Raw genomic sequence first — 20930 nt, 5'->3', positions numbered from 1 at the left:
TAATCTTACAGATATGCCTTTTCGATATTTCATCAAAAAGGCATATTTATCAAATAAAAATCCTTAAAAGCAACTAATTTTCCTGTTGAATCTTATTATAATAGGCTTTTTCGGTTACCACAGACCATTTGGATATTCTTTCCTGAAAACTAGAATAGCTATTATAAACTTCTTTTGTTAGAGGATCATCACCTACCATTTCACTTAGCGCTTCTTTGGTATATGCTCTTAGCGCATCAAGTGTTTCTTTAGAGAACTCTCTTACTTCTACTCCTTCTTCATTGACCAACTTATCCAAATAGATACCATTTTGCTTGTCGAATTCTGATAATACCCAAACTTGAGAGCGTTTAGAAGCAGCTTCTAGCACCGCTTGTAAATGAGGAGGTAAACCATCGAATAGATTTTTATTTATAAAAAATTCTAGTTGAGAACCTGTTTCATGCCATCCAGGAGTGTAGTAGTATTTTGCAATTTTATGAAACCCCATTTTATAATCATGGTAAGGACCAATCCATTCTGTAGCATCAATTACTCCCCTTTCTAAACTTGTATAAATCTCACTTCCTGCTACCAGTACCGCTGCTCCTCCTGCTTTTTCTAATACTTTTCCTCCTATACCCGGTAATCTCATTTTTAATCCTTTAAAATCTTCGACCGAATTAATTTCCCTATTAAACCATCCTCCCATTTGTACACCGGTATTCCCTCCCATAAAAGGAACAAGATTAAATTTTGCATAGGTCTTTTTCCATAATTCATAGCCTCCACCTGTTTCTAACCAGGATGTAATCTGTTGACTATTCATCCCAAAAGGTACAGCTGCAAAGAACTGAGCCGCTGGAGTTTTACCGGCCCAATAGTATGCTGCACCACATCCCATTTCTATGGTACCTTGTGACACGGCATCAAAAGCTTCTAATGGAGGAACCAACTCGCCTCCACCGTATACCTTGATTTTTATTTGTCCGTTTGACAATTCATCTACCCATTCTGCATACTTTTCCGCCACTTCTCCCAAAACTGGAAAATTTGGAGGCCAGGTGGTTGTCATTTTCCAATAAAATACTTTATCAGGTTTGGCCACATCATACGAGTTTGTTTGCATACTTGCCGGAGGGTCTCCTAAGCAAGAAGAAAACGTAGTGCATACCAAAACTAAAAGTACTAAGCCAATGCACTGATTTCTTCGACCACTATAAAAAATTGAAAAGTTCATTCGTTATGATTTTTACCCATTGTGGGATTTATTTTGATATAAAAATAAGTTCAGGAAAAAAGACCACCAAACCTACGATTACCAACTGAATGATAATAAAAGGTATTATTCCTCTATAAATCTGACTGGTACTCACGGTATCTGGAGCAACGCCTTTCAGGTAAAATAGTGCAAACCCAAAAGGAGGTGTTAGAAATGAAGTTTGCAAGTTGAGCGCTATCAAAATACCGACCCAGAGCATATTCATATCAAACGCATTAAAAACTGGAGTTACCACCGGGACAATTATGAATACAATTTCTATAAAATCTATAAAAAACCCTGCAATAAAAACCACTACCATGACCAGTAATAGAAACATAAGAGGTGAAAGGTTAGAAGACATAATTAATTCCTGTAAATAAGAGTCTCCACCCAGAGATCTAAACACCAACGTAAATGTTGTTGCTCCCAAAAGAATAAAAAATACCATTGAGGTAAGTTTTGTAGTTTCTTGCGCAACTTCTTTTAGAATTTTTAATGAGAATTTCTTTTGAATCACTGTTAACAACGTAGCCCCTATAGCTCCTATGGCTGACGCTTCGGTTGGAGAAGCTATTCCAGTAAATATCGATCCTAATACCAATACGATTAAAAGTACTGGTAACAATAGTACTTTTAAAATTTTTGCTCCAAAATTCGATCCTTTGAATTCTTTAATCTCTTCTGCCGGAATACTGGGCGCATCGTTTTTATAGATAAAAGATCTAATTAAAATATAAACAATATACAATCCCACCAGTATTAAGCCTGGCAATAACGCTGCTGAAAACAAAGTTCCTACATCTACAGAAGCAGTACCTCTAGAAGAACTATTAATAGTATCTGCCAATAGTACCAGGACTATAGAAGGAGGGATAATTTGCCCCAAAGTTCCCGAAGAAGCAATTACACCGGTAGCCAGCTCTGTTTTGTACCCTCTTTTTAGCATGGTAGGTAAACTGATCAAACCCATGGTCACTACCGTAGCACCAACAATACCAGTAGATGCTGCTAATAGTGCTCCCACAATAACTACCGAAATAGCAAGGCCACCTCTCACGCGACCAAACATCATAGCCATAGTTTCTAAAAGGCTTTGTGCTAGTCCCGATTTTTCGAGCATAATCCCCATAAAAATGAACAATGGAACCGCCATCAACACATAATTATTTACCACTCCCATTATTCTTGATGGTAGCAAATAGAAGGTCGACATCTGAAAAACATCTGGTGCAAAAATTGAAACTCCAAAAGCAAAAGCCACTGAAATACCCCCTAAAGTAAATGCTACGGGATATCCTCTAAGAATTAGAATAAAGATAATAACGAAGAGTACTATTGCTAAATATTCCATTAATTATCTCTGTTAAAAATGACTTGAATTGATTTTAGCATTTGTGACACTGCTTGAATACCTAAAAACACGAACCCAAGAGTAATGCAAAATTTAAGAACATACAATGCAGGTAGTCCTCCAGGTTGTGGAGAACCTTCTCCCATCATAAATGAGGACAATCCATAATACCAAGACGATACAATAACTACATAACACCAAGGTATTAACAACAAAGCTCCACCCAAAAGATCAATCCAAGCTTTTTTCTTTTTAGAAAGTTTTGCATAAAAAACATCTACCCGAACATGTTTTTCGTATTTAAAAGTATAACCCGAAGCTAGAAGAAACATGATGCCAAATAGATAAATTTCTATTTCGATCATCCACACATAGGTAAATTTAAAGACATAACGTATAATTACATCAAAACCGATCACAAGGGCTAATAGAGCTGCTGCCCAACTTACAGCTACTCCTATTTTTTCACCTACAGTATCTAGGAAATTAATTAGCTTTTGCATCTAATGATTTGTGTATCGTAATATGGGTTGAAGATACTAAAATTAGATGCATAAACAAGAGGATATGCTAAGACTAAGATTGTATAACTATCTTACAAAAACCAACTCTCCAGGTTTTGCAGTATGTTCTTCACTAAAGCCGTACCCATCATAATTAAAACCTTTAAGATCATCTATGGTTTGCGCTCCTGTGTCAATAATGTAACGTACCATCATCCCTCTGGCTTTTTTAGCAAAAAAACTAATCATTTTGAGCTTATCACCTTTCCAATCTTTAAATTGAGGAGTTATTACTGGAACCTTAAGCGTTTTAGCATCAATAGCTTTAAAATATTCGTTACTAGCAAGATTTACAAATAACTCATCATCTCCTAACTCCTCATTAAGTTGCTGAGTAAGTGTTTTTCTCCAGAATTCATACAAGTTACTCTTAGATCCTACCTTTAACTTTGTCCCCATTTCTAGTCTATACGGTTGTATAAGGTCCAAAGGTTTTAATAATCCATAAAGTCCAGAAAGTATTCTTAACTGATCCTGAAGAGCATCGAGCTTTTCTTCAGGTATAGTATATGCATCTAAGCCTGTATATACGTCCCCGTTAAAAGCATATACTGCAGGCCTTGCATTATCAGGTGTAAATGGAGGTTGAAACTCCTGATTGCGTTCCCAATTTAACTGAGCCAACTTATCGCTAATGCTCATTAACTCAGATAATTTCTTTGGTGATTTTTTCTTCAATGTAGCATTTAATTTTTCTGCCTCAGACAAAAAAATAGGTGCTGTATGCTGTTTCGTGGGTAACGATGTTTCAAAATCTAACGATTTTGCAGGAGAAACTACAATTTTCATGTGCTAAATACTTTTTTCAAAAATACAATTGTACGTTGAGAATTAAAATATACTGTTCTATTTCTTCTCTATTTTGGTATTAGAAAGATTTATGCTGTTCTAAACCAAAACATTAATAACTATCTACAAATAACCGATCGTCTTTAAAATCAACCTTATACCTATTCTCTTTTACCATAATTATCGTTTCAAAATTTGAAGAATAGGCTAGTTCATTGGTTGGAAACCATTTTTTTATCTCTTTATTGATTGAAATAAAAAGCCCGTTTTCATCACCAATCGCACAAAATCTCTCAAAACTTCCATCAAATATCTCTAATTCACATTTTGTATTAAGCTGCGTAAATTTATCCTCTATATTTGTTGTTGGCATCCCAATCTCTGAAATTTCAAGAAATGAGTCTTGATCGAATACAACATTAGATGTATTATTTAAGTTTTTTCTTGCTATAAGTTCTACTATATTTTGATCGGCATCATAAAAATATATTGCTTTTGCATTCCAACTTACAAAATCCACAATTTCTGAATCTCCATCTTTCAAAATATCTAACCTCTGTTTTAACCATTCTAGAGATTCAAGTTCTTTATTTGAAGGAATATTAATTGCAAAGTGATATGGTTGTGCTGTGGCACTATATGTTATTTTTAATATTGACTCCCCCATTTTAAAAGTGACTTGATCATGTGATTTACCAAGTAATTTTAAACCTAATACATTTTTGTAAAACTCGGTTTGCTCTTCTAACTTTTGCGTATATATCTTTAATTCTTCTATCCTCATACTCATTTTCTTTAAATTCTAATTTAATACTACTGCGATCTGTATTATTTTCCTATTACATTATGAATTTTAGCATGTTGTAATAGCATTATTGTTTTTCCGTCTTTAATTTCTCCTGAAAAAATCATGTTGTACGCTTTTTCAAAATCTAATTCTATAACTTCAATATTTTCTTGCTCATGCGCCAAACCCCCACCACTACTTATCTTCATCTCTGATGAGTATTCTGCTATAAAAAAATATAAAATCTCGGTTACAGAACCCGGAGACATATAAGATTCGAAAACCTTCTCTACTTTAGAGACTTTATACCCAGTCTCTTCTTCGGTCTCTTTACGAATACAATCCTCTGGATTATTATCATCTAATAAGCCTGCACACACTTCGATCATGAGTCCGGTATCATTACCATTAATATAGGTTGGTAATCTAAATTGCCTAGTTAATATTACTTTCTGTCTCTCTTTATTGTACAATAAGATAGCTGCGCCATTACCTCGATCATATGCTTCTCTTTGGTGTATTTCCCATTGTCCATCTTCTTTTTGATAGTCATAGGTAACTTTTTTTAGTGTGTACCAATTATCTGATAGAATTTCGGTCTCTTTGATGTTTATCTTAGTATTCTTCATTACTGTAAAATTAGGTATTGTTATAAATTATCTCTAGTAGATTTCATCAAGTAATCTTATACAACAAAAAAGCCTGTCTATGTAGACAGGCTCTAATTAAAAAAATTAATTTGTATATATTAAATCACTTTAACATTTACAGCGTTTAATCCTTTTTTACCTTCCTTAAGGTCAAACTCCACTGCATCTCCTTCTCGAACTTCGTCGATTAAGCCAGAAATGTGTACAAAGTGATCTTTGTTTGATCCTTCTTCTGTAATGAATCCATATCCTTTGGAGTCATTGAAAAATTTTACTGTTCCTTTATTCATTATAAAATATTAAAGCGCGAAGGTAACGTTATTTAATTAGGAATCACTATTTAATTCTAAATTAAACCATTTGTTTACCTTTTTTTAATATAACTTTTTATTTTTCCGGTAAAGAAATCCGCGAGTTTATTCTGAAGAAAGTTGATTTTTTGCATAATTTCTCCAGCGCTCAATGCACTGTTCCATATCTTCAGGAACCTGAGTTTCAAAATGCATTTTCTTTCCAGTTGTTGGATGTATGAACCCAAGAGTTCGCGCATGTAACGCTTGTCGCGGTAATATCTTGAAGCAATTATCTACAAACTGTTTGTACTTGGTAAATGTAGTTCCTTTTAAGATTTTTTCTCCTCCGTATCGTTCATCATTAAACAATGTATGACCGATATATTTCATGTGAACACGAATTTGATGAGTACGCCCAGTTTCTAATCTACAAGAAACCAAAGTAACATATCCCAACCTTTCGATTACTTTATAATGAGTTATTGCCGGTTTCCCTTTATCGGCTTCATCTCCTTCAAAAACCGTATTTTGTAATCTGTTTTTAGGATGTCGCCCGATATTCCCCTCTATAGTACCTTCATCATCTGCAAGATTACCCCATACTATAGCTACATATTCGCGTTCACTAGTTTTATCAAAAAACTGTTTGGCCAAATGCGTCATTGCTTCTTCAGTTTTCGCAATAACCAATAGACCACTAGTGTCTTTATCAATTCGATGTACCAAGCCAGGTCGCTCACTGCTATTGTTTGGTAGATTTTCAAAGTGGTAAATCAATGCATTGATTAAGGTCCCAGAATAATTTCCGTGCCCAGGGTGAACAACCATACCAGCAGGTTTATTTACCACTAGCAATGCTTCATCTTCATATACAATATCTAAAGGAATGTTTTCTGGGGTAAGCAAATTTTCATAAGGTGGGTGTGCAAATAATACCCTCACTACATCGTTGGGCTTGACTTTGTGATTTGATTTCACTGCAATGTCATTTACAAAAACACTACCCCCTTTTGCGGCTTGCTGTATCTTGTTTCGAGTTGCGTTTTCAACAAAATTCATTAAAAACTTATCTACCCTAAGAGGTACCTGCCCTGCTCCAGCAACAAAACGATAATGCTCATGAAGTTCATCATCATTATCATTAATATCTTCTATATCTTTATGTTCCTTCAAAACTAATTAGAAAGATTTATAGCACTCGTTTTACCATCCCCCAAAACCAAATCTATAGTAGAAGTTTTCATAAGCTTTGTGCCTGGTGCTAGTCTTTTACCATTATGTCTTAACTCCAAAACCATATCTTGAGCAATATTCGGTTTATAGGTAACTGAACCAATTTTAAACCCTAGAGCTATTAGTTTAGGTTCGGCTTGTCGTCGAGTTCTTTGCACTACATTGGGAACCTCTATTTTTCTATATCCCGATGGGTTTAGTGTTACGTATATTTTTCTATTCTCCTTTACTTCGCTTCCTGCGGCTGGATTTTGCTCTATAACAGAATATCTAGGATAATCGGGATTAAAATTCGCTGAATCTTGAACCTCGAATCTTAAAGTTTTTTCTTCTAAGATAGTAGTAACTTCATCCAAAGTCTTTTTACTAAGGCTAGGAACTACTATTCTCTGATTATGATTAGTAGTGCTCTCCAACCATTCTAAAGCAACGAAAGCCAATATTGCAAGCATTGCAATAGCTATAACTACCTGGATCAAAAATATTTTGCTGTAAATAAATTTAAAGAGGCTCTTGAAAAAATTCATAAGTACGTTCATAATTTGGACAAATATATAAAAACGGGAGGTTTTAAGCTTTTTGCTCTTTTTAAATTTTATGTTCCATATTCCTATAAACCCATAATACGAGAAAAAAGTGTATCATGAGTCAATTCTAGAAGAAAAACTAAAATTCCTACTGGTTTCCTAAAATTTTAAATTTAATAGTACTTATTTCTTACCATATAAATGATATTTTTGCTTTCAAAAGTCATTTCATGAATAAAAACGTAGCTATTTTAATGGGTGGATACTCTAGCGAGTATGATATTTCGGTTAAAAGTGGAAATGTGGTTTATAAACATCTTGACAGAGACCTCTACAATCCGTTTCGAATTTTTATAACTCAGGAAAAATGGTATTATTTAGATGATGAAAATCAAGAATATATCATCGATAAAAATGATTTCTCTCTTACTTTAGAGAACAAAAAAATAACATTCGATGTTGCTTTTAACATCGTTCATGGTACTCCGGGTGAAGACGGATTACTTCAAGCATATTTCGAATTAATAGGTATCCCTCAAACTGCGTGTGATTTTTATCAAGCTGCACTTACTTTTAATAAACGTGATTGTATTAGCACATTAAAACCTTATGGTATACCTACTGCTACAAATTACTTCTTGAACAAAGGCGATCATATAAACACCAAAGAAATTATAGCTACAGTAGGTTTACCTTGCTTTGTTAAAGCTAATAAAGCCGGCAGTAGTTATGGAGTTTCAAAGGTCAAAAAAGAAGAAGAACTTTTATCCGCAATCGAAGTGGCGTACAAAGAAGATGACGAGATTATTATTGAATCTTTCCTGAGTGGCACCGAAGTATCTGTAGGAGTAATTACCTATAAGGGTGAAGATAAAGTATTGCCCATTACAGAAATTGTTTCAGAAAATGAGTTTTTCGATTATGAAGCGAAATACATGGGGCAATCTCAGGAAATAACACCTGCAAGATTATCTCCAGAAGATACCGAAAAAGTAAATTCCCTTGCCCTTAAGGTGTATCAGATATTAAAAATGAGTGGTTTTTCACGAAGTGAATATATTTTTCACAATGGTGAACCGCATTTTATAGAAATGAATACAAATCCAGGATTTAGCGAAGCTAGTATTTTACCTCAACAAGCGTTGGCAGCAGGAATAAGTATCAAAGAGCTTTTAAGCAATACCATTGAGGAATCTTTAAAAAAATAAATTAGTAACTTGCTTTTTTATTTTTACTTACAAATCATTCGTCACCCATGAGAAGAGCCGTTTTTCCAGGATCATTTGACCCAATTACTTTAGGGCATTATGACATTATCGAAAGAGGATTAACACTATTTGATGAGATTATCATAGCAATTGGAATTAATGCCGACAAAAAATATATGTTTTCTCTTGAAGAGCGTAAGGAATTTATCGAACAGTCTTTTAAAGGTGAGTCTAAAATTAAAGTAATGACCTACAAAGGCCTCACCGTTGATTTTTGTAAAAAACAGAAAGCTAATTTTATTTTGAGAGGATTGCGTAACCCTGCAGATTTTGAATTTGAAAAGGCCATTGCTCATACCAATAGGAAAATGTCTGAAATTGAAACTGTTTTCCTACTTACTTCTTCTGGTAAAAGTTATATATCTTCTTCTATTGTTAGAGATGTAATTAGAAATGGAGGAGATGTTACGGGTCTGGTTCCAGAAACGGTAAAGGTGAAATAAACGATTATGAATCTAAAAATAGGTGCTTTCTCTTTGATTGTAAAAGACTATGATGAAGCGATAGCTTTTTATGTTGGAAAACTTAATTTCAAACTTATCGAAGACACCAAAATTGATAGTGAAAAACGGTGGGTTCTTATAGCTCCTTCTCACGATAATGAAACTTTTATCCTACTAGCAAAAGCTTCAAACACCGAACAAGAAAATGCAATTGGGAATCAGAGTGGTGGACGGGTATTTCTATTCTTACACACAGATAATTTCTGGGAGGAATATAATTTAATGAAATCTAAAGGAATATCTTTTTTGGAAACTCCAAGAGAGGAACCCTACGGTACCGTTGTAGTTTTTGAAGATCTTTACGGGAATACCTGGGATTTACTTGAACTCAAAAAGTAAAAGCACCCCTTATCTATAGACTTACAAATAAATTTTCGATAACTTTTAAGTAATTATTTTACAAGTATTGCGTTTTTCTTCTTGAAACATAAAATTCATACTTAACTTAAACCCTTAACCAAATAAAACTTATCGCAATGATTGCTAAAATTTTGAAGTACCCCATCTATTTCTTTTTATTTTCATTTCTAATTGCATGTAGCGGAGATGATGATCCTGTAAACGATGAAACCGGAGGAGATCCAAACCCTGACCCCACTCCGACTCCGGATACAAACCCAAATAATGGAGGGTGTGATAATGCCACAACTGCTGTATTCATAGAAAAAGATGGTTTACTCACTGTCGAATCTGAAAATGGAAATTTTTCTGGAAGCTCATGGAAATTGACCCAAGATATTGCAGACTCTTCTGGTGAAGGATATTTAATATGGGATGGGGATGACGCTTTTAACAAGCCAGGAAATGGTTTACTAACTTACAAAATCAGAATTGCGAACCCAGGTACTTATCGCTTTATTTGGAGGTCTTACATTGGCATAGGAACCAATGGAACCGAACATAACGACTCCTGGTTAAGAATTCCTGATGCCAAGCATTTTTATGGAAAAAAAGGAAACGGTAACATAGTGTACCCTAATGATACAACTCTAGATCCTATTGCCGAAAGTGCTGGGCAGCAAAATACCTCTCCCAACGGTTCAAGTAAAGAAGGATGGTTTAAAATATATATGAACAAAGCAAGTACATGGCATTGGCAATCTTCTACCAGTGATAATGATGCCCATGATATTTTCGTAGTGTTTGACACCCCTGGTGATTACACTATTGAAATTTCTGGAAGATCAAAAGGACATGCCATTGATAAATTTGTGTTATTTACAGAGACCACAACGCAAAATGATGCCACCAAAGACGATAATGTCAAGAGTGAAATAAAATGCGAGTAATAACTTTTTACCTGTAGACCAAAGGCTTTTCACTGAATGAAAAGCCTTTTTTTAATCCATAACTTTTGGGTGAGATTAAACCTTTTATCAAAACCGCGGTCTTAGGTATAAATGGTTTAACTATGAGTACTCAACTTTCAGAAAAGGAAATACAACATCTGTATTGGCGAGCAGGGTTTGGAATATTACCCCAAGAATTAAAAATCGTTCGAAGACTCTCCAAAAACGAAATCATCGAAAGAATATTTGATCAAAGTAGTTCAACTGCTCCTTTGTCAATGAATTTTGGAATACTTGTAAAGAACAAAAAGGACCTGTCTCAAGAAGAACGCAGAAAGCTAAGAAAACTTCGAAATAGTAAAATGACAGAACTCAACACATTGTGGGTACAAAGACTCATTGACACTAATGAGGTTTTACGAGAGAAGATAACCCTATTTTTTCATGATCATTTTGCCGTTCGTTTAAAAACACCCCGAGCATGTATACAGCTAAACAATGTCATTAGGGAACATGCGCTAGGAAATTTTGGAACAATGCTCATGGCAGTATCAAAATCTCCTGCGATGTTAATTTTTCTGAATAATCGCCAAAATCGTGAAGATCATCCTAACGAGAATTTTGCCAGGGAAGTTATGGAGTTATTTACACTAGGTAGAGATAATGGCTATACTGAACATGATATTAAAGAAGCTGCCAGAGCTTTTACAGGTTGGAATTTTAATCGAGATGGAGATTTTGTGTTTAGAAAAGTACATCACGACTACGGTACAAAAACCATTTTGGGTACTACCGGAAACTATAATGGTGAAGACGTTATTAAAATTCTACTAGAGAATAAACAAACAGCGAAGTATATCTGTGCAAAATTGTATGCTTATTTTGTAAATGACATCCCTAATCACAGACATATTGACGAATTAGCTACTTCTTTTTACGAATCAAATTATGATCTTACCACTGTTTTAAAAACACTATTTAAAAGCACTTGGTTCTACGATCTTAAAAATATCGGAGTAAAAATTAAATCTCCCATAGAACTTTTAGTGGGCCTCAGTAGACCTCTTAAAGTGGGTTATAAAGACCCCAAAGTATTACTCTATTTGCAGCGTAAACTTAACCAAATGTTATTTTTCCCTCCTAATGTAGCTGGTTGGCCTGGAGGAAAAGCATGGATCGATAATTCTACGTTAATGCTTAGATTAAAACTAGCATCATTAATCTTAAACAGTGGAGTAATTGAGTGGCAAGATAAAGGTGACATGCCTGAAGGCGTGCTTATGATACGTCAAGAAATGTATTCCAAAATGAAGTCTAAATTGCAGAAAAAAGTGCAGGCCACACCAAGTTGGACAGAATTTTTAAATCAATTAGAAAAGAAAGACAAAAATGCTTTGGTACAATTCATAATTCAGCCAAGTCTTTCTAGAGCAGCTCAGAAAACTGTTTCCGAGCTACACCATACAGACACCAAAAATTTCATTATCGAACTAATGAGCCTTCCAGAATATCAACTTTGTTAATTCCTAAAAAAATGAGAAGAAGAGATTTTTTAAAACAGTCGGTATTTGCCTCAGGTATGACTTTGGTTCCTTCATTTTTAAAAGGAATGGAGTTTTTGTCCCCAGAGCAATTATCAGGGTATAAAAATGTAATTATTATTCAATTATCTGGAGGAAATGATGGTCTAAATACCATAATACCTATTAGTAATGACATCTATCATCGATTACGACCTTCTATAGCCAAAAAAAGCGATCAGACCCTGGCAATTACCAATGATCTTGCTTTCAATTTAAATCTAAAGCCTTTAAAAGAGCTATATGATAAAGGTGAAGTATCAATTATCAATAATGTAGGGTACCCGAACCCTAATCGTTCTCATTTTAGAAGTACGGATATCTGGCAAACGGCAAGCAATACCAATGAGTATTTATCGACAGGTTGGGTAGGCCGATACCTGGATGCTAATTGCCAGCATCCGTATCAAGCTATAGAAGTAGATACGTCATTATCCCTTGCGCTTAAAGGTAATAGCATTAATGGTATCGCAGTATCTGACCCCAGACAATTATATCGAACAACAAGAGAACCTTTCTTTAAGGACATAGTTGGACATGCCCATAAAGAAATGCTTGATGAAGATAATCAAGGGTATCTTTACAAAACGATGTTAGAAACCTACTCATCTGCATCGTATATTCATGAAACTTCAAAAATTTACATCACAGATACTGAGTATCCCCAAACGAAGTTTGCCAAAAATCTGAAAACAATTGCTGATTTTATTGTTTCGGGATTAAAAACCCGAGTTTATTACAGCTCTCTAGGCGGTTTTGACAGTCATGTAAATCAGCTAAATAGCCAGGATCGATTGCTAAAAGTATATTCTGAAGCCATTGGAGCGTTGGTAAAAGATTTAAAAAAGAATGATCGATTTAAAGACACTTTAATTCTCACATTCTCTGAGTTTGGACGTAGAGTAAAACAAAATGGTAGTCGTGGTACCGATCATGGAGCAGCCAACAATGTAATTGCCATAGGAGGTTCACTTAAAAGAGCTGGGGTTTATAATGAACTTCCTAATCTTTCTAATTTGGATGAAAATGGGGACCTACGATTCACTGTAGATTTCAGAAGTATATATGCTACTATTTTAGGAAACTGGCTACAAGTAAAAGATCATACTATCTTAAACCAGAATTTCAAAAAACTGGAATTTATTTAATCTCTAAAATTATTAGAATTACTACTGACATACCTTTGTCATTACCTGCTATTACTTTTGTTGATGTATTCATCTTAAAAAAACAAAAAGTATGACAACCACAGCAATTAATGAGTTTCACGTTATTGGACTCTCAGTAAGAACCAGAAATGAAGACCAGCACATCACACTAGACATTCAAAATTTATGGAAAAAGTTTATGGATGAAGATATTATTCATAAAATTCCTAATAAACTAGAAGATTCTATCTTTGGTATTTATACTGATTATGAAAATGGGGCTGCGGGATATTATAAGGCCATTGTTGGCTGCAAAGTAAGCAACCTAGATAATATCCCAGAAGGTATGACAGGTACTTCGATAAAAAATGGTGTGTATTCAAAATTTACCGCTCAAGGAGATGTCACCAAAGAAGCTATTCCCAATACTTGGGCTAAGATTTGGAAAAGTGACCTAAACCGAACTTATACCACTGACTTTGAAGTCTATGACGAAAGAGCCATGGACCCAACAGATGCAGAAGTAGATATTTTTGTCGGAATTCAATAAAAAAAAAAGGGAGCTCAAATGAGCTCCCCTTTTAGTAACCAATACTGTAAAACTATTCTTTCATGAATTTAATAGGCTCACCCCCATTTACAGTAAGAAAATATAGTCCATCATTTAATATAGACACATTAATTGAGGTGCTTTCGTTCTTTTCGTTTGTAACTCTTGATAATATCTTTCTTCCCAACATATCAAAAATGGTAATTTCTGCTTTTGCGTTTTGATTTTTGATATGGAGTACTTCGACTACCGGATTAGGATAAATAAACAAATCATCACTTAGACTAGCAATTTCTCTTGTTGTTGCTGCTTTGCTAGACGTATGATCTTCAATAATTTTCCATTTCTGATTTGTATTGCTACTACTATATCCCCATATCTGCACATTTGCATTTTGTGCTCCCGCTGCTCTGTCTAAACCTGTACTTAAACAGTGCATTGGTTTTAAACCATAAATACCTGTTCCATTTTGTACTACCTTCCATTGTTTATGAGCGTCGGCAGCGTTAAGCCAGGTTGCGACATTGGTTCCATCTCCACATGCGGCATAGGGCACTTCTAAATATCTTCCGGTCCCGATATTTTTAATTGTATATACATCGTCGGAAAGGTGTTTAAACTCCCACTTTTGATCGTCATAATTACCTGGATTAATCATCACTGCACTATGATTCTCTAATGCTCGTGACAATAACCTTTGGTCATTTACAGAAGATGTTATAAAATACGTTCCATCAGGAATTATTTGAGTATTTAATGAATTCACAACCACTCCACTAACTTGATCTGTATCTAATGCATCTCTCCAAGTTGTACCAACTGGTCGAATATGAGTTTTATAAATATATCCGTTCCCTGGGTTTGGTAAATTAGGAAGATTCACCGTTACTGGCTTCACTCCTGTACCTTGAGATACCGTTACATCTGCCTGAGCAATCCAACTGGTAGCAGACCAAAACTCTACTACTATTTCTCTATTGGCAGATGCTTCATAGTTAATATTGAAGGTGTAGGAATTAGCTTGAACTATACTAGCTGAAGCTCCAGAAAAACTCACCTTATCTGCATAAGGTTGCTGTACAGTAACATTGTTAACCTGATCTCTATCTATAGCATTTTGCCAGTTGGTGCCCACAGGTCTAATATGAAGTTTATAAACATAACCTGTTCCCGGTTGTGGAGGATTTGGCAAATTAACGGTAATAGGTTTTACCCCCGTTCCTTTAGAAACAATTATATTTTCTTGTGCTATCCAGTTGGTAGCAGACCAAAACTCTACTACTATTTCTCTATCGGCAGAGGCCTCATAATTCACGTCAAAAGTATATGTAGTTGAAGGAGCTATGGTTGTTGGAGCGTTTACAAAATTTACTTTATCACCATATTGAGGATCAGAATTTGAAACTTTTACACTAATGGTCGTTTCAGAATTTTTTCCATCATTATCATACGCAACAGCTTTAAGTGTATAATCTCCTGCAGCCAAATTTTTAAGCTTTGGATCATTTTGAGTTGCTTTCCCCCACTCATAAGGAGCTAAGTTTTCTCTGCGCACAAATTCATCATTAATGAATAATTCTACATAGGCAATGGTTCCATCTGCATCGGTTGCATTCACCTCAACTTCTATAGAACTACCCGGATCAAATTGTGCATTATTTGCAGGTGTAGAAAACGACACAACCGGTTTCGAAGGTTCTACTGTACACGATTCTCCTGGTAATCCATAACAACCTTGGCCTGTGGGTCCTAGATTAGGATTCCAATCGATTCCAGGCACCCAGTTTTCACCGCCATATTCATATGCTCCGGCATCGGGAGCAGCTCCAACATAACCATTGGTAATTCCAGAAATTTGTCTTCCCGCGTTTACAGCCGGAGAACTTGCCGTGAGATTAAATTTATTATTGTTATAATTTAAAAACCCTGATTTGGTAATTACATTATTCTGTTTATCTGCATCTCTTTCAAAAGTCCCTTCATCCTCTTGTGTTGTTGGATCGTCTACGGTTTCTACATCTGCAATGTTATTCCATACTTTAACATTAGAAAAAGCCGTTCCTGCTTTATGCCAAGCCCCCATTGCTCCTCCCTGGGTCTTTACCAAGGTATTATTAAAGATATCTATATCCTTACCATTCCAGTTAATTTGTACACCTGTCCACTCAATATTCCAGACCACATTATGATGTACAGAAAATGCTTCTGCATCATTATCTAAATAGATTGCTGCCGCTTTTCGCAATCGACCACGACTTTCATTATCATGAAACCAATTATGATGAATTTCACCGTTATGAGGGCCTCCTACAGTATAGATTAAGGCACAATCATCATTGATGAGGTTTGCTCTATACACATCATTATAGGCAAACTCGCTACTGTTATTAAAAAATTGCACTCCATCTCTTCCAGCTCGAAAAATGGTATTCCCTTTAAAAGTAGTATTTCGCCCCCCCCTTGCATTTATAGGAGCATCATATGAACCTATATAATTAAAGTCGTGAATTCTAGAGTTGAGAATTTTATTATTATTCCCTGAAACTTTGATACCATTTGCAGCACCAAAAGCTACTTCACACTTTTCTACAACATTATTATTTCCTTCTAGTAAAATACTTTGCTTATTTGCCGAAAATCCTTTTTGAACACCTAAAGTATGATTTCCATAAAATGAGGAAACTCCATATATCAAATTATTCCCAGTATTATTTGGCATGTTTATACTACCACCAAATACGGCTAGGTTTTTAATATGTATATAACTTCTTCCTGCTAAATCTACAGTTACTGTTCTTCTCCTCATACTAATAACTCCATTAGCAGGAGCTCCTCCGTTTGGTATTTGCACAAACAGTTCTTTAGTACTACTGTCGAACCACCATTCATTTTGGTAATCTAACGCTCCTTTAACACCTTCGAGATAAAAATCACCTTTATCTGCCGGTGCATGAAAGGTTCTGATCCAAGAAGGGTTTTTGTCTAATGTAAAATTTACACGTCCGGCTGTACTACTAGTAATAAAAGCCTTCCAGGCGATCCAACCAGAACCCGGTTTATCTCCATAAAAAAATACAGAACCACCTTTCCAATTGATATTTGGTATTTGAGAAGAAGTAAGATATGCTCCATTAACCACATTGGCACCGCTTCCGCCATCATTTCTTTTTGAATTTAGAGTAAAAACATCTCCATCGGTATTATTTGGCCATCTGGCCAGATCCATAGCGTTATTACCATTCATTACGAAATTCTCTTGCCCGAGATCCCAATTTACTTTTGTCTTATAAATCGCTCCTCTGTCTTTTTGCCACCCGCTTAGCGCTTGCATCGCAGAGATAATGACTTTATCTCCCTGTTTGGCAATGTATGTAATCGGTCTTCCAGCTACTCCAGATCTTGCTGGCTTAATAGTCTCTTCATAGGTACCTTCGCCTATTATAATAACATCGCCTGCTTGAGCTATAGAAGATGCTTTGGCAATGGTCTTAAAAGGTTGAGCAGCTGTACCTGGATTTGAATCGTTTCCTGTTTTTGCAACATAAATGTCTTTTGCGTTAAGTGTAGATGCAAAAATCATAGTCAAGAACACGATTCTTTGAAATAAGGTTTTAAGAATACTGTTTTTTTTCATGATTTGGTTAGTTTAATAAGATTAAAGTGATTGTCACTTGTTTGAGTTTTAGGGTTTTCAAATAATTAAACAACTATTTAACCATAAATACCTAGTAATGAGTTGTTTACATATTTATACAAAGCAGAAAAATCATCAATTGTAGACAACTTTTTTTCGCTAAATTAGAATTCGCAATTGCTAAAGTAGAATTCGTAAATGAGCTATGAGTATCCGAGCTTTAATTGGTGAACCAATTAAAATTTTAATCTCTTTACAGCTAAATTGTAAGCTGAGTGTTAAATTTCACTAAACAGTGATCTAGTTATCTACGGTTTATATGTAAATTGGATGACTATTAAACTTGTCTGCTATGCAAATACATGAAACTGCTTTTGTCGTATCTACATACCGATCTTATCATGAAGAGATCAGTAAAGATGTAAATGCCAGATTATGGAACAATCCTGCTACCGATGCTTTAATTCCTGATATCGTAAAAAGTATTTCTGAACACGAAGCTCTATTACACTCTTTGAGGAATCGTTACTTTCATGAATGCATGGGTGCTTTTTTTCAAAAGCATAATGGAGGAACACTGATAAATTTTGGGTCCGGTTTTAGTATGTATCAATTTGCATTTGATAACAATGTAAATACTGTTGAAATAGACAAACAAGATATAGTTGATTATAAAAAGGAGAAAATAGATACTTGGGTTAGCGAAGGTATCCTTCCTTCAAGGGATATTCATTATGCGGCAGTGGACTTCAATGAGGGTAGTGTCGAGGATATCGTCAATGAATTAACCCCTTTGATACAGAAAAAACCCGTTTTTATATTAATAGAAGGAGTGTTTTTCTTTTTAAGTAGAAAAACTACGGATAAACTTTTTAAAATATTCGAAGCTATCCAAAAGCCGGGAGACCTAGTGGGATGTGTAACCTATCTTCCTGAAGTAGAACAAACCGATGTATATCGTCGTTTGCTTCATTATTTTGACAGTAATAATGACACTAATGACTCCTTTAATCATCAAACCATACCTCATTCTTATTTTCAGAATATCGATGGGTATAGATTACAAGAACATATCGACGAATTTGAGTTATCAAAAAAGTATGCACCAGACTCAGGGATATCTGATAAAACCGAAATACTAAACGAGACCATGTATCTTTTAGAAAGAATTTAAAATCCTGCAAGTAAGGCTCCACAAATCCCTAATCCAACCACAAGATATACTCCTGCGAGTATAAAAAAGATTTTACCCGCTTTACGGCTGTTCGTTTTATAAAGTAACAACCCAAATAAAGCGAGAAATATTGGTGGTCCTAAAAGAATGAAAAGTATTAAATAAATCAACCCGTCTAGGTTGCCAGGTTCAAGTATAGTTAAATTCGTAATCATACTGTTTCCTTTCTTAATTGTTCTAAATATTCCTTTTTATCATCCCTATAAAACAAATTCATGGTTTCAAAAGGAATAATTTTATAATCTTTATTTACAATATGTACACAAGATTTTTTTATAGATCGCACGTCAAAATTGTAAGCATCAACAAATTGCATAATAATCACTCTAAAAAGACTATCATAACCTAAATCTGGAGCATCTATCTCTGGCAAACAACACATGATAGATTTCAAATTTTCGGATGCCTTCTCAACAGAATTGCCTGTACTAAACATTTTTAAAACACGCTCATGTAACTCTTCGTCTTGTTCATATACAATGGTATTTTTACCATTATTGAGTAAATCTGCAGGGTTTACATATCGCGTAAGCGGTAAAATTCCATCTTTATTTTTTAACGCATATCCCATTACCAAAGCATCTGGATTACATGGTACTGGAATAAGATCATCTGAATTGAATACAGGAAACTGCTCCAATATTTTTCTTCTTACTTCGGTTAAAGTAATTCTGTTGGTTTGTGTATCAAAATCTTCTAATCGTCCTGCGATTTGTGTTGGCTGAAAAGTGACTCCTCTAACACATTCTTGTTGCGTAGCAAATGAAAGTATACCTCCTATTTCGTTATCATTCAAGCCTTTCTCTAGAGTAACCACTAAAGTGGTAGAAAGATTAAATTGATTTAAGTTTTCGATAGCTTGCTTTCTCACCTTCAATAAATCTTCACCTCGTAACTTTTCTAATACTTTAGATTGTAAAGAATCAAATTGTAGATAAATCTCAAAATCGGGCATGTACTTTGCCAATTTTTGGGTGAAGTTAATATCCTTTGCTATTCTTATACCATTAGTATTTACCATAAGGTGACGAATAGGTAACTGTTTTGCATAATCCAAAATTTCAAAAAACTGAGGGTGTACAGTTGGTTCTCCTCCACTTATCTGAACTACATCTGGTTCTTTTTCATTCTCAACAATGGTATCTAGCATTTTCTTAATCTCATCTAAGGTTCTATGTCGCCCATAGTTAGGAGAGGAAGATGCGTAACATGTAGGACAAGTTAAATTACAACGATCTGTAACTTCAATAATCGTTAAGCAAGAATGTTGCTCATGATCAGGGCACAAACCACAATCATACGGGCAACCGTAGTCGGTAGTTGTATTAAACTTATATGGAAATTCTGAAGGTTTATTGTAGTTTCTAATATTTTTATAGTACTCTACATCATCTGCGATTAGAACTTTGGATCTACCGTGTTCTGGGCAGCGTTTTAGCATAAAGACCTTGTCATCTTCAAAAACAATTTTAGCATCTACTCTTTTAAGACATGTAGGACATAAACTTAGTGTATGATCGTAATAGGTATAATTTCTAACGGGCATGAAATAGCTTTAGAATAGTTTTCCAGTAATAAATCATGCATAAGATACATAAATACTGAATACTACTAAGGCCAAGTATCAAAAATATATTGGGTTTAAGAAATTCTATACAGAATCTGAATAGGAAATAAGCAGTCATAAAGTATTTAAATAATAGCCCTGATTCTGCTTTAGCTATGTTCTGAAACCTTTTTAAAAACAACCATAAAAGGATCAAGAAAACAACTTCATATAACGCAACTGGATGCCTCATTATACCATCTCCAAGATCCATTCCTAAAAACGAAAAAGTTTCCTTACCGTAGGTAAATTCATTTATTCCCGCCAAAAAGCAGCCTATTCTACCAATTATAATCCCCAAGATAATAGGAAAAGTAAACAGGTCTCCAGATGAAGCTTTTTCACCAATGATTTTTTTTGCTATTTCTACACCTAACAAACCGCCAAAGAGACCTCCCATAATGGTTTTTGCACTAAGGATAGAAAGTAGATATTCTGCTCCTGTTGAAAGTACAGGGTTTTCCAAAAATCCGAAAATCCTGGAGCCAAGAAAGGCACCAAAAACAGCGCCAATAATTATAGACAAACGATTGTTTGAAGAAATATGATCGGTACTACGCTTTCGCAGATATACATAATATCGAAAACCCACAAAAAATGCAGCATATTCCAAAATTAAATGGATATTCACTTTAACACCAAAAATATTAGGTTCAAAAGGAATATCCATTTATTATTGTCT

Annotated in this window: 21 protein-coding genes; 8 read left to right on the top strand and 13 right to left on the bottom strand. The window is 34.8% G+C overall.

What is annotated here, in order from left to right:
* Positions 1-73 precede the first annotated feature (73 nt).
* The 9 genes from M0D21_RS09935 to M0D21_RS09895 all read right to left on the bottom strand — a co-directional run bounded on the left by M0D21_RS09935 (position 74) and on the right by M0D21_RS09895 (position 7388).
* Positions 74-1219 (bottom strand): TRAP transporter substrate-binding protein, encoded by a 1146-nt coding sequence (locus M0D21_RS09935; RefSeq protein ID WP_248328958.1) that lies wholly within the window; start codon positions 1217-1219, stop codon positions 74-76.
* 28 nt (positions 1220-1247) lie between these two features.
* Positions 1248-2594 carry a TRAP transporter large permease gene (locus M0D21_RS09930; RefSeq protein ID WP_248328956.1) on the bottom strand — a complete coding sequence of 449 codons (1347 nt, stop codon included), beginning with the start codon at positions 2592-2594 and terminating at the stop codon, positions 1248-1250.
* The gene (locus M0D21_RS09925) at positions 2594-3097 is read right to left on the bottom strand and encodes a TRAP transporter small permease subunit (RefSeq protein ID WP_248328954.1); all 504 of its coding nucleotides are present in this window, start codon (positions 3095-3097) and stop codon (positions 2594-2596) included. Before M0D21_RS09925 ends, M0D21_RS09930 begins: the two co-directional genes overlap by 1 nt.
* Before the next feature lie 87 nt (positions 3098-3184).
* On the bottom strand, positions 3185-3946 hold the full coding sequence (gene yaaA / locus M0D21_RS09920) for a peroxide stress protein YaaA (RefSeq protein ID WP_248328952.1): 762 nt from the start codon (positions 3944-3946) through the stop codon (positions 3185-3187).
* A gap of 112 nt (positions 3947-4058) precedes the next feature.
* Entirely contained in the window at positions 4059-4736 is a 678-nt protein-coding gene (locus tag M0D21_RS09915; protein ID WP_248328950.1) for a VOC family protein, read from the bottom strand.
* A 38-nt stretch (positions 4737-4774) separates the two neighbouring features.
* Positions 4775-5362 carry a GDP-mannose pyrophosphatase NudK gene (gene nudK / locus M0D21_RS09910; RefSeq protein ID WP_248328947.1) on the bottom strand — a complete coding sequence of 196 codons (588 nt, stop codon included), beginning with the start codon at positions 5360-5362 and terminating at the stop codon, positions 4775-4777.
* A gap of 119 nt (positions 5363-5481) precedes the next feature.
* Complete coding sequence (locus M0D21_RS09905) at positions 5482-5673, bottom strand: cold-shock protein (protein ID WP_248328945.1); 192 nt, start codon at positions 5671-5673, stop codon at positions 5482-5484.
* A 126-nt stretch (positions 5674-5799) separates the two neighbouring features.
* Positions 5800-6849 (bottom strand): RluA family pseudouridine synthase, encoded by a 1050-nt coding sequence (locus M0D21_RS09900; RefSeq protein WP_248328943.1) that lies wholly within the window; start codon positions 6847-6849, stop codon positions 5800-5802.
* 2 nt (positions 6850-6851) lie between these two features.
* Positions 6852-7388, bottom strand: coding sequence for a PASTA domain-containing protein (locus M0D21_RS09895; RefSeq protein WP_317250064.1), 537 nt, complete (start codon positions 7386-7388; stop codon positions 6852-6854).
* 278 nt (positions 7389-7666) lie between these two features.
* Here M0D21_RS09895 and M0D21_RS09890 point away from each other — a divergent pair, with 278 nt between their 5' ends.
* The 7 genes from M0D21_RS09890 to M0D21_RS09860 all read left to right on the top strand — a co-directional run bounded on the left by M0D21_RS09890 (position 7667) and on the right by M0D21_RS09860 (position 13774).
* Positions 7667-8644, top strand: a complete 978-nt coding sequence (locus tag M0D21_RS09890; RefSeq protein ID WP_248328939.1) for a D-alanine--D-alanine ligase — start codon at positions 7667-7669, stop codon at positions 8642-8644.
* 47 nt (positions 8645-8691) lie between these two features.
* Positions 8692-9147, top strand: a complete 456-nt coding sequence (gene coaD, locus M0D21_RS09885) for a pantetheine-phosphate adenylyltransferase (protein ID WP_248328937.1) — start codon at positions 8692-8694, stop codon at positions 9145-9147.
* A gap of 6 nt (positions 9148-9153) precedes the next feature.
* Positions 9154-9546 (top strand): VOC family protein, encoded by a 393-nt coding sequence (locus M0D21_RS09880; protein ID WP_248328935.1) that lies wholly within the window; start codon positions 9154-9156, stop codon positions 9544-9546.
* Between the two features lie 137 nt (positions 9547-9683).
* Entirely contained in the window at positions 9684-10496 is an 813-nt protein-coding gene (locus M0D21_RS09875) for a hypothetical protein (protein WP_248328933.1), read from the top strand.
* A gap of 122 nt (positions 10497-10618) precedes the next feature.
* Entirely contained in the window at positions 10619-12019 is a 1401-nt protein-coding gene (locus tag M0D21_RS09870; protein ID WP_248328931.1) for a DUF1800 domain-containing protein, read from the top strand.
* A gap of 11 nt (positions 12020-12030) precedes the next feature.
* Positions 12031-13224 carry a DUF1501 domain-containing protein gene (locus tag M0D21_RS09865; RefSeq protein WP_248328929.1) on the top strand — a complete coding sequence of 398 codons (1194 nt, stop codon included), beginning with the start codon at positions 12031-12033 and terminating at the stop codon, positions 13222-13224.
* A 91-nt stretch (positions 13225-13315) separates the two neighbouring features.
* On the top strand, positions 13316-13774 hold the full coding sequence (locus tag M0D21_RS09860) for a GyrI-like domain-containing protein (protein WP_248328926.1): 459 nt from the start codon (positions 13316-13318) through the stop codon (positions 13772-13774).
* A 52-nt stretch (positions 13775-13826) separates the two neighbouring features.
* Here M0D21_RS09860 and M0D21_RS09855 read toward each other — a convergent pair whose 3' ends face one another.
* On the bottom strand, positions 13827-17408 hold the full coding sequence (locus tag M0D21_RS09855) for a T9SS type A sorting domain-containing protein (RefSeq protein ID WP_248328924.1): 3582 nt from the start codon (positions 17406-17408) through the stop codon (positions 13827-13829).
* Between the two features lie 352 nt (positions 17409-17760).
* Here M0D21_RS09855 and M0D21_RS09850 point away from each other — a divergent pair, with 352 nt between their 5' ends.
* The gene (locus M0D21_RS09850; protein WP_248328922.1) at positions 17761-18582 is read left to right on the top strand and encodes a class I SAM-dependent methyltransferase; all 822 of its coding nucleotides are present in this window, start codon (positions 17761-17763) and stop codon (positions 18580-18582) included.
* Here M0D21_RS09850 and M0D21_RS09845 read toward each other — a convergent pair.
* From M0D21_RS09845 to M0D21_RS09835, 3 genes are read right to left on the bottom strand one after another with little or no spacing between them, the layout of a single operon-like run.
* Entirely contained in the window at positions 18579-18797 is a 219-nt protein-coding gene (locus M0D21_RS09845; RefSeq protein ID WP_248328920.1) for a hypothetical protein, read from the bottom strand. The genes M0D21_RS09850 and M0D21_RS09845 overlap by 4 nt on opposite strands.
* Positions 18794-20188 carry a radical SAM protein gene (locus M0D21_RS09840; RefSeq protein WP_248328917.1) on the bottom strand — a complete coding sequence of 465 codons (1395 nt, stop codon included), beginning with the start codon at positions 20186-20188 and terminating at the stop codon, positions 18794-18796. The genes M0D21_RS09845 and M0D21_RS09840 overlap by 4 nt, the downstream gene beginning before the upstream one ends.
* On the bottom strand, positions 20178-20918 hold the full coding sequence (locus tag M0D21_RS09835; protein WP_248328915.1) for a prolipoprotein diacylglyceryl transferase family protein: 741 nt from the start codon (positions 20916-20918) through the stop codon (positions 20178-20180). Before M0D21_RS09835 ends, M0D21_RS09840 begins: the two co-directional genes overlap by 11 nt.
* Between the last annotated feature and the right edge of the window lie 12 nt (positions 20919-20930).

Origin of the sequence: Aquimarina acroporae (genome assembly GCF_023195925.1) — a bacterium.
GTDB classification, from domain to species: domain Bacteria; phylum Bacteroidota; class Bacteroidia; order Flavobacteriales; family Flavobacteriaceae; genus Aquimarina; species Aquimarina acroporae.
This window is presented reverse-complemented; position numbering and strand designations above follow the sequence as displayed.

What these genes read in the sequence shown, in the direction of transcription:
- yaaA (WP_248328952.1), bottom strand. Translation starts at nt 3,946, where the DNA reads ATGAAAATTGTAGTTTCTCCTGCAAAATCGTTAGATTTTGAAACATCG.
- M0D21_RS09860 (WP_248328926.1), top strand. Translation starts at nt 13,316, where the DNA reads ATGACAACCACAGCAATTAATGAGTTTCACGTTATTGGACTCTCAGTA.
- M0D21_RS09880 (WP_248328935.1), top strand. Translation starts at nt 9,154, where the DNA reads ATGAATCTAAAAATAGGTGCTTTCTCTTTGATTGTAAAAGACTATGAT.
- M0D21_RS09915 (WP_248328950.1), bottom strand. Translation starts at nt 4,736, where the DNA reads ATGAGTATGAGGATAGAAGAATTAAAGATATATACGCAAAAGTTAGAA.
- M0D21_RS09890 (WP_248328939.1), top strand. Translation starts at nt 7,667, where the DNA reads ATGAATAAAAACGTAGCTATTTTAATGGGTGGATACTCTAGCGAGTAT.
- M0D21_RS09840 (WP_248328917.1), bottom strand. Translation starts at nt 20,188, where the DNA reads ATGCCCGTTAGAAATTATACCTATTACGATCATACACTAAGTTTATGT.
- M0D21_RS09905 (WP_248328945.1), bottom strand. Translation starts at nt 5,673, where the DNA reads ATGAATAAAGGAACAGTAAAATTTTTCAATGACTCCAAAGGATATGGA.
- M0D21_RS09930 (WP_248328956.1), bottom strand. Translation starts at nt 2,594, where the DNA reads ATGGAATATTTAGCAATAGTACTCTTCGTTATTATCTTTATTCTAATT.
- M0D21_RS09865 (WP_248328929.1), top strand. Translation starts at nt 12,031, where the DNA reads ATGAGAAGAAGAGATTTTTTAAAACAGTCGGTATTTGCCTCAGGTATG.
- M0D21_RS09850 (WP_248328922.1), top strand. Translation starts at nt 17,761, where the DNA reads ATGCAAATACATGAAACTGCTTTTGTCGTATCTACATACCGATCTTAT.
- nudK (WP_248328947.1), bottom strand. Translation starts at nt 5,362, where the DNA reads ATGAAGAATACTAAGATAAACATCAAAGAGACCGAAATTCTATCAGAT.
- M0D21_RS09875 (WP_248328933.1), top strand. Translation starts at nt 9,684, where the DNA reads ATGATTGCTAAAATTTTGAAGTACCCCATCTATTTCTTTTTATTTTCA.
- M0D21_RS09845 (WP_248328920.1), bottom strand. Translation starts at nt 18,797, where the DNA reads ATGATTACGAATTTAACTATACTTGAACCTGGCAACCTAGACGGGTTG.
- M0D21_RS09835 (WP_248328915.1), bottom strand. Translation starts at nt 20,918, where the DNA reads ATGGATATTCCTTTTGAACCTAATATTTTTGGTGTTAAAGTGAATATC.
- M0D21_RS09935 (WP_248328958.1), bottom strand. Translation starts at nt 1,219, where the DNA reads ATGAACTTTTCAATTTTTTATAGTGGTCGAAGAAATCAGTGCATTGGC.
- M0D21_RS09855 (WP_248328924.1), bottom strand. Translation starts at nt 17,408, where the DNA reads ATGAAAAAAAACAGTATTCTTAAAACCTTATTTCAAAGAATCGTGTTC.
- M0D21_RS09925 (WP_248328954.1), bottom strand. Translation starts at nt 3,097, where the DNA reads ATGCAAAAGCTAATTAATTTCCTAGATACTGTAGGTGAAAAAATAGGA.
- M0D21_RS09870 (WP_248328931.1), top strand. Translation starts at nt 10,619, where the DNA reads ATGAGTACTCAACTTTCAGAAAAGGAAATACAACATCTGTATTGGCGA.
- coaD (WP_248328937.1), top strand. Translation starts at nt 8,692, where the DNA reads ATGAGAAGAGCCGTTTTTCCAGGATCATTTGACCCAATTACTTTAGGG.